Below are 7919 nucleotides of genomic sequence, written 5' to 3'. Positions count from 1 at the left end.
CGGGTCATTAGCTCAGTTGGTAGAGCAGTGGACTTTTAATCCATTGGTCGATGGTTCGAGTCCATCATGACCCACCATCCTCTTATTCTTCATATATTATTCAAAATACTTTCTTAAACTCGCCATTTTGAGCTAAACATTCGCTAGGATTACCCCTGTATTTTTCGTATAATTCCACCTAATTATGCAATGTGGACTAGTGGTCGAGAAATGAGTCTAGCTGAACGTATTATGCCGGAAGATTATATCTTCCCTCCAAAACCTGCCCCTCTTACCGTTGAAGAAAAAGCAGAGTATAAAGCGCGTATCAAAGCGCTATTAGTTGAAAAGAATGCGGTACTGGTTGCCCACTATTATACTGATCCTGAGATCCAAGCACTTGCTGAAGAAACTGGCGGCTGTGTTGCTGATTCATTAGAAATGGCACGCTTTGGCGCTAAGCAAGAAGACAAAGACATGATCATCGTAGCCGGCGTGCGCTTTATGGGCGAAACGGCAAAAATATTGACACCGCACAAAACCGTTGTGATGCCAACACTCGAAGCAACTTGCTCGTTGGATGTAGGTTGCCCTATCGACGAGTTTTCTGCGTTTTGTGATCAATACCCAGACAGAAAAGTGGTGGTATACGCCAATACTTCAACTGCGGTAAAAGCAAGAGCGGATTGGATTGTCACCTCTTCTTGCGCGCTTGAGATTGTTGAGCACCTTGATGAGCAAGGCGAAAAAATCATTTGGGGTCCGGATAAGCACTTGGGTTCTTATATTCAAAAGAAAACGGGTGCAGATATGATCATGTGGAACGGTGCATGTATCGTTCATGATGAATTTAAAACCAAAGCCCTTAAAGACATGAAACAGCTGCATCCTGACGCCGCAGTACTGGTTCACCCTGAATCTCCTGCAGAAATCGTAGACTTAGCGGATGCAGTAGGCTCAACGAGTCAGTTAATTAAAGCTGCGCAAGAAATGGATAATCAGAAGTTTATCGTTGCTACCGATCGCGGTATCTTCTATAAAATGCAGCAACTTTGCCCTGAGAAAGAGTTCTTCGAAGCGCCTACCGCTGGTGAAGGCGCTACATGTCGTAGCTGTGCCCATTGCCCTTGGATGGCAATGAACGGCCTACAAGCAATTGAAGAAGCGCTTATCAGCCCACAAGGCAAAGAAGTCTTCGTTGATATGGAATTGCGTGAAGGCGCACTACGTTCGCTTAATCGCATGCTAGATTTTTCTGCATCCTTGCAAAAATAGTAGGATTAATAGACAAATAAATCCGAAAAGCAAAAAACTGCTTGATAAAGTGCGAGGCTTTTCATAGTATTAGCCCCGCAATTCAGTGCGGAGAGATGGCTGAGTGGCTTAAGGCGCACGACTGGAACTCGTGTATACGTTTATAGCGTATCGAGGGTTCGACTCCCTCTCTCTCCGCCATTCCTCTTTATTTAAATCAATCATCTACTAAAAGCTGCTCGTACTTTTGGGGACTATGATAACCCTAAACTTCGCTTTTATTTCCTTAATACAGCGCATCTTCAAAAGCCATACTGGTTTACGTCATTTCTATTTAAAAATACCTTTGCTTGTGTAGTTTATCCTTAGATTATCGGCTGGAGTCGCAAACGGCATAGTCGTACGAATTTGAGTTCAGTATCCGTGATCTAATACCAATTGAATTAATTCTCTAATCAATTTGAAGGGTGAAATAGCATATTAGCTTCGTTAAAAATTTCTCATTTAGAACAACTAAATAGCAAAATTTTTGCCTTGCTACTAAAGCTATTTCCCCGCTTCAAGATAGATCATTTACTTAATACAACTGGTATAACTCGACTTAAATGTCTCAGCGATATAAAGCTAAACGAACATGAGGTTGAGCGAGTTTCGCTATCTTATTTACAAAAAATACGAAACGCCCACTTTAAGTTTAAAAATTACTTTTCTAAAAGCCATTTGAACCAGACTGATTTCTTAGTATTGGGGTCGCTTTGTAGGTGGAGTAGGGTATCAAATTGAGCGGGCTTGAACTCAATAGGCGGTGCGAGCATTTGAGTATTTTGCGTTAAGGTTACGCCATTTTTCCGTCCTTTTTCGGTTACCTCACAGACCCCATTTTTGCATGTCACATCTGGTTCTGGAAGGGGCATACGTTCTTCGGATTGGGTAATGACATAGCGCTCGTTGATGCTACTTGCCTCGGTGAACGTTTTAAATTGCGTGGCTGAGTCACTGGTCGCAATACCGGCAGTTACCTCCGCTATATGTGCCAGAAACTGGTAGCTTCCTTGGTGAGAGAGTGCGCCAAGGCCAGGGTCTGTGATAAAAGATACAAAGCCCGCGTCCAGAGTGCTGGAAGATAGTGCACCATTATTCATCAGGCTATCTATAGAGGCTTGATCTCTTTGCGTAAATCCGACGGTAAGCTTTTGGCCTTCGGTATTAAAATGTCCCTCGTTGAAATTACTGAGTAATTTGCCATCACCATGTCGTCGGTAGTTTCCTATGTCATTAGCGAGCTTTTGAATATATTCGAAATCTATGTCATTTTGATCTGCATATTGATATAGATCAGCTAGCATAAATCGGTCTTTTTGAGTCAAAAAGTCATAGTTGCTGCGTTCTAAGTTGTGTGAAGACATCCCTTCAGCGCCATTGTGCACTTTTGGTTCATTGCCGGCAAACAGGTCTGTAACCATTAGCCTATAGTACTGCGTGGCTTGATTGTTCATAGTATGCGCTGATAAATCCACGCCTTGAAGCGCTGACTCAAAGTGTGACTGTGCTTGCGAAAGATAATCATCAGGGAGCATAGCTTTACCGAGTTCTGAGAATGTCTGGCTATGTGTGTATAGCGCAGCTTCAAATGATGTCATTGCATTATCATCATTGAGGGCGTTCCGCTTCAGCTCAGACAACGCTCGTTGATCAAGTGCATGCCACTTTTCGTAAGCAGCAGCCTTCTCTGCTTTTGAAAAGGTGTTACTGGGATCCATGGCGATAGTCTCCAGTTGAGGTTTGGACAGTTGCTCAAACTCCCACTTAGCCGAATTAATCTCTTCTTGATTGCTTTGCGCTTGCCACGTTAAAATGTTGTTATTCTGTGGAAATGATTGCTGATTTAAACGAGCTGCGTCAATCGCCTGTTGTGCTTCTTTTAGTTTCACTGCCAATGAAGAAACAGACACCTGTGTATTACGTGTATTGTTCTGGTTGGTGACCGTATTCGAACGATATGAGGTAGCAGGTGAAGCTTTGGTTTTAGTGCGCCATCGGGTATCTGATATATCCATATTGTCTGTCCCTGTGGTTTGTTAACCCTTTCTTATATAGGTGTTAAGTAAGAGTTTGTTGGTAAAATAGTAGAAATAAATACTGTTCTTCCTGTTTGCTTCTATAATAGTTGGGACTAACTGATATATTAGCGGTGCTAAAACATTCGCACTTAGGCATTAGACATAGCCAAATCCCTCGAAGCATTAGGAGAAGTTTCTGCATTTTTGTTAAGGTTTTACTATAAGCTCGATAGTAGCATAGTTCAGTTGCTCTGGAAGTTTATTCTGAAAAGCTCGCAGACGTGGCGATACCAAAGTAAGTCTGCCAGCTGAGCTGATGGAATATCAAACCCATCACTATTTCCAACTACGGGGGATAGCTTTATGATCATTGGCTTGGTTTGATGTCTTTACATGATACCGATACTCCCCAAAATGCCAATTGGCAATAATAGAATCCATTGCGGTAATTTAATGAAGGTTTGTAACTTAAAAAAATACCAGCCAACTGATATAAAAACGATAAAAAATATAATGAAGCAAATCGAGATCCCGATGACTAAATGGTGAAATGAGTTTAAGTCGTACCAGCCAATAATAGTTAAGGAGACTCCGGAAAGGACCAAAATAGTTGATACTAGATGCCAGCAACTTAAGAGAGTAGCTTTACCTATATCAGGTAGGTCACTTTTAAGCAGTGGCCTAATAGGGTCTAGTTGACCTGCAAAGATATGTATAAGTGACGTCAATAGCGCGATGATACCTGCAAAAAATATCCAACTGTTCATCATGTTTTCCATGTAAATTTGATTAGATAGCAGCATAGAGTTGTCGCTTTAGTTTCTTTGCATCGGCTAATGCTGCTTTGTTCAAAATATTAGACAAAATGTTACATTGGGCTCTATATGCAATTTGATAGTGATCAAATATTCAATTATTTACTAATTTTATAACCTAGTTCATGTCAAATATTAGCTTACATAACGAGCCACATTTTATAGTCTTATAAATTTTACTTAAAAAGTCGCTTAGTGTTCCTCAAACGATTTTTGGGGATAACTAAACTTCTATCTTGTTAAAATACTTAATATCAGGTGGTGCACTGAGAAATGAACTCAGTTTTTCCAATACACCGTTATTATTAATGAAATTCAAATATGCTAGATGACTTTCTACCGTTAGCCACTCCTCATCCAAAAGCATTTCATCATTTTCTTCGTCATATAAAACGCTAACCTGCAAATTTCCTTTAAAACCTCTAACGTTGGGCAAGTTGTGTTCTAAAAAGGGAAGTAGGGCTTGAAATTGCTCAGGTTTTACTTGGCAGTTTAGGGTAACTCTTACACTCATCTGTTTTACTCCTTATGGTTATCTTCACTCAGACTATCTAACCTGCCGAGCACCAACTACCTAAGGAATGTCAAAACTAACGATTTTCCGTCATTTACATCGTTTTATTTGTTTTGGAGTTATACCATACTGAAGCTTGAATGCTTTGATAAAGGCTGACACATTTTCATAGCCCATTGTCAAAGCAACTTGCGTCACAGACAGCTCTTTTTCTACTAACAATATTTTAGCCTGAGATAGTTTTTTTTCTCGCAACCATTTTTGTGGTGTAACTTTGTAAGTCGCTTTGAAATCACGATTAAAGCTAGAAAGACTTCTCCCTGATAAATGCGCTAAATCACCAACAGTGAGATGAAGTACATCAAGCGTTTCTAGTAGTCGAATAAGGTTTCGCCGAGGAGGGATGCACCTTTTTGAGGATAGTACGGAATGAAAAATGGCTTGGTTGTCTTTCCAAGAAATAAGGTGGAGTAGCTCTTGCAGCTTAATGTTTAAATAAGAAGGTGATTTTATATCACCTATAATTGAATCAAAAAAAGCACTGAAGTCATTACAACCTTCCAACAAGCAAAAGGTTGGCGCGCTATTGGGGCAATCTAAGGGCTTTTTAAATTTACTCAAATAATCCACAACAACACTGTCATCAAAAAATACCAAGTAAGCTTTTAAGGACTCCGTTTCTTTAACGAAATCAGATTGTAGTTTTAGCCCTTGAGGGAGAAATATTGCGCTTCCTGCCTTCAACTCAATCGTGTCGTTGTCACGGTTTGTAATGACCTCACGTCCGCTTTCAATATATATCAAACATGGTGTATTGATGTAAAACTCAACGTTTACCAAGTCCCGCTCAAGACTTTTATAAAAAATAACAGAGTTTTTATGATGACTAACAACAGCCACATCTTTGATCGCAAATAGAGCTTGAGGAAGCACTAAAACACTAGATTGAGTATGTTCAAAAATTGTTTTCATTTTTATAAAAGCCGCTAAGTTTTCAGGTAGGCTTAAAGTTTACGTCTGCATAATTGACAGATAAAAGTTAGCTAAAATTGTAGCGAAAAGTGTTAAAGGGTCGCTTTGATGCACTTTATTTAAGTGTCGCTTAGCTTTACTTTGCAAACACGGCATCAAAGCTTTCACCTGAATTTAATCTATCTATGCCTTCGTAGAGTTTTTTAGGATCAATTTTTTCAAATGCGACTCTTGATGCTTGATAAGCCCAAATTTCTCGAGGAGAAAAGTCTGATAATTCCATTACTTGATTTACTTTTGAACTATCAATATTTATGTTCTCTAGTAGTAGTGGATGCCTGTAGTCTACATAAGTACCCGAGCCTTCAAGTAGCCAAGGTTTCATTTTAAAATTTTTAGTAAAAAAGTTAGCTCTATGGAACACCTCTGCATGTGCTGTCTCGTGTGCAATCACATCAATATTAATGCCTTTGGGGCCAATAAACACACACTCCCTAAATAATGAACTTCGCGCCATCCCTGTTGGGTTGAAACCAAATTTCCAGTATGTTGAGTTTTTGGACACAATATACCTTGGATTGGAGCTCATTTTACCAAAAGCTTCATCAACTCTTTTTTTTGCTTTTTGCACCAATTCAATAAAATTTCCTTGCTCTGTTTTTTTCATGGAGTCATCAGCATAAATTTCTGGGTAAGTTTCTTTAAATCCCATAAACGGTGTAATTTCACATGCAAGTGCCTCCTTGTTAAAAATGAAAATAGATAAAAAAGTGGTAATGCACAAAAGGATCAAAATAAATTTAAGTATTTTCACCTAGTCTCCTTGTAAAACTAACGCGTATTAATTTTTTCTGTATAAAAAGTAGGTCGGTGCTAACATTTTCACCAAAAGCGAAATAACATTCCTCGTATGTTGCGACTAATGCTAACAAATGAAAGGTGGTCATTACTATCAAGAATTATGAGCGACTTTAGTTGACCATTTATATAACTTGATGTGTGATAGAGCAAATGACAACTGGTTTTGGCAAAGGGAGTACCACGTGTTTGGCAGCTAAGCCTTAAAGGAGCAGTAATACCAGAGCATAGCGTAATACAGGCTATTTTAATTAGTGCAGACAAATACAACTCTGGGCTATGGATGGTTGTAACTAATTGTTTTTAATTTAATTTTAGTAGAGTCTATGCGATACTCGGTATTTTTTGAAAAAATTCAGGAAAAGTTGAGTTATGAAATCTCGAAACTACAATGAAGCGCTCAATAACTTACCTCCAACATAGAGAAAAAAGATGGAACTCAACAAAATATCAAATAAGGAATTAAAGTTGGCTCTTAAGGCCAGCGCGGCATTAGATATTGAAATCTCAGATGATGAGCATTTGCGCTGTTTTACTTATACCGAAAATTGGGTTTTTGGTATTGATATCGCGACTTACGAAAATGGGGGCGGCGACAATATTGTTGTCGTGATCAAAGACGAGTCGATCCTTATCAAGGGGTTCGATCATGGATCGGAAGTTAGCCCTCATGCTCAAGAAGAGTACGGTGTATGGCCGGGGATGTACGAGGGAGCGCCAACAGAGCTGTTGGAAGTACTGAATGACGAGGCTTTCGAAATAGAAGAGGTCACATTTTGCATGTGGCGACTTGATAATGAAGCGACTTGGTCTCAAGGAGCAGTAGAGTTTAATAATGATGAAGATGACGGTTCGAGCTGGCTTCTGTCAGCTATTACTACCACTCCAAGCGCCTTTATTGAATATGTCGAAAACTATCATGACGGTGATTTCAACCAGCTAACGCAAGAGAAAATACATGACGTATTTGCGGCGCAAATGTAGAGTATGTCAACTAAGCTGCTAAAGGTTTTTCTACGCCAGCAAATTCTCAAAAAATGTGATGTTAGTGGATAAGGAAAGTTTAATGAGACGAGTTAAAGTCTATTACCAACATCGTGACGGTGGCACAGAGCTCATCAATTATGAAAAAGAACTACGTTCTTATCGTGAAGCTTGCGATGTTATTGATCATTACCCTTGGGACAAAGAATTGGAATTGTTTGAGGCACTTGGGGAAGGTGGTGGGTTCTTTTTTATACTTGGAAATGAAGGCGGTAAGTACGCGTCTTACCAATTGACACCAATAGAAAATAATCGCGGATTACTAACTTTGGATGTTGTGTCTAAGCCAGCTGCTTTTGGACTATTTGGTGGTAAATCAACTTCCCTCGATTTTGAGCTTGTCTCGATTCCAGAGGCTAAAAATCACATAAAAGCGCTGTTTGAATACTCAATTGACTCCTTGTACGAAAAGTATCGATGAAA

7 protein-coding genes and 2 tRNA genes are annotated in these 7919 nt (G+C 39.5%); 5 read left to right on the top strand and 4 right to left on the bottom strand.

The window, feature by feature from the left end:
* Position 1 precedes the first annotated feature (1 nt).
* From DRB05_RS19515 to DRB05_RS19505, 3 genes are all read left to right on the top strand, one after another.
* Positions 2-77 (top strand) — tRNA-Lys (locus DRB05_RS19515).
* A 133-nt stretch (positions 78-210) separates the two neighbouring features.
* Positions 211-1254: a quinolinate synthase NadA gene (gene nadA / locus DRB05_RS19510; protein ID WP_010605119.1), complete on the top strand. Its 1044-nt coding sequence runs from the start codon at positions 211-213 to the stop codon at positions 1252-1254.
* 89 nt (positions 1255-1343) lie between these two features.
* Positions 1344-1434 (top strand) — tRNA-Ser (locus DRB05_RS19505).
* A gap of 500 nt (positions 1435-1934) precedes the next feature.
* Here the strand turns inward: DRB05_RS19505 and DRB05_RS19500 are convergent.
* The 4 genes from DRB05_RS19500 to DRB05_RS19480 form a co-directional block, all read right to left on the bottom strand.
* Complete coding sequence (locus DRB05_RS19500) at positions 1935-3290, bottom strand: hypothetical protein (protein WP_128728397.1); 1356 nt, start codon at positions 3288-3290, stop codon at positions 1935-1937.
* Between the two features lie 1041 nt (positions 3291-4331).
* On the bottom strand, positions 4332-4622 hold the full coding sequence (locus DRB05_RS19490) for an antibiotic biosynthesis monooxygenase (RefSeq protein WP_128728396.1): 291 nt from the start codon (positions 4620-4622) through the stop codon (positions 4332-4334).
* Positions 4623-4712: 90 nt separating this feature from the next.
* Positions 4713-5594, bottom strand: coding sequence for an AraC family transcriptional regulator (locus DRB05_RS19485; protein ID WP_128728395.1), 882 nt, complete (start codon positions 5592-5594; stop codon positions 4713-4715).
* Positions 5595-5730: 136 nt separating this feature from the next.
* A complete protein-coding gene (locus tag DRB05_RS19480; protein ID WP_128728394.1) occupies positions 5731-6408 on the bottom strand; it encodes a hypothetical protein in 678 nt (225 codons plus the stop codon).
* Between the two features lie 476 nt (positions 6409-6884).
* On the opposite strand from DRB05_RS19480, the gene DRB05_RS19475 reads away from it, so the two are divergent.
* Positions 6885-7436, top strand: coding sequence for a hypothetical protein (locus tag DRB05_RS19475; protein WP_128728393.1), 552 nt, complete (start codon positions 6885-6887; stop codon positions 7434-7436).
* A gap of 82 nt (positions 7437-7518) precedes the next feature.
* On the top strand, positions 7519-7917 hold the full coding sequence (locus DRB05_RS19470; protein ID WP_128728392.1) for a hypothetical protein: 399 nt from the start codon (positions 7519-7521) through the stop codon (positions 7915-7917).
* Positions 7918-7919 lie beyond the last annotated feature (2 nt).

It is taken from the genome of Pseudoalteromonas sp. A757 (assembly GCF_004103285.1).
In the GTDB taxonomy this organism is placed as follows: Bacteria; Pseudomonadota; Gammaproteobacteria; order Enterobacterales; family Alteromonadaceae; genus Pseudoalteromonas; species Pseudoalteromonas galatheae.
Note: the sequence above shows the minus strand (reverse complement) of the source record. Positions and strands in the feature narration are given on the sequence as shown.

What these genes read in the sequence shown, in the direction of transcription:
- DRB05_RS19475 (WP_128728393.1), top strand. Translation starts at nt 6,885, where the DNA reads ATGGAACTCAACAAAATATCAAATAAGGAATTAAAGTTGGCTCTTAAG.
- DRB05_RS19490 (WP_128728396.1), bottom strand. Translation starts at nt 4,622, where the DNA reads ATGAGTGTAAGAGTTACCCTAAACTGCCAAGTAAAACCTGAGCAATTT.
- DRB05_RS19485 (WP_128728395.1), bottom strand. Translation starts at nt 5,594, where the DNA reads ATGAAAACAATTTTTGAACATACTCAATCTAGTGTTTTAGTGCTTCCT.
- DRB05_RS19500 (WP_128728397.1), bottom strand. Translation starts at nt 3,290, where the DNA reads ATGGATATATCAGATACCCGATGGCGCACTAAAACCAAAGCTTCACCT.
- DRB05_RS19470 (WP_128728392.1), top strand. Translation starts at nt 7,519, where the DNA reads ATGAGACGAGTTAAAGTCTATTACCAACATCGTGACGGTGGCACAGAG.
- nadA (WP_010605119.1), top strand. Translation starts at nt 211, where the DNA reads ATGAGTCTAGCTGAACGTATTATGCCGGAAGATTATATCTTCCCTCCA.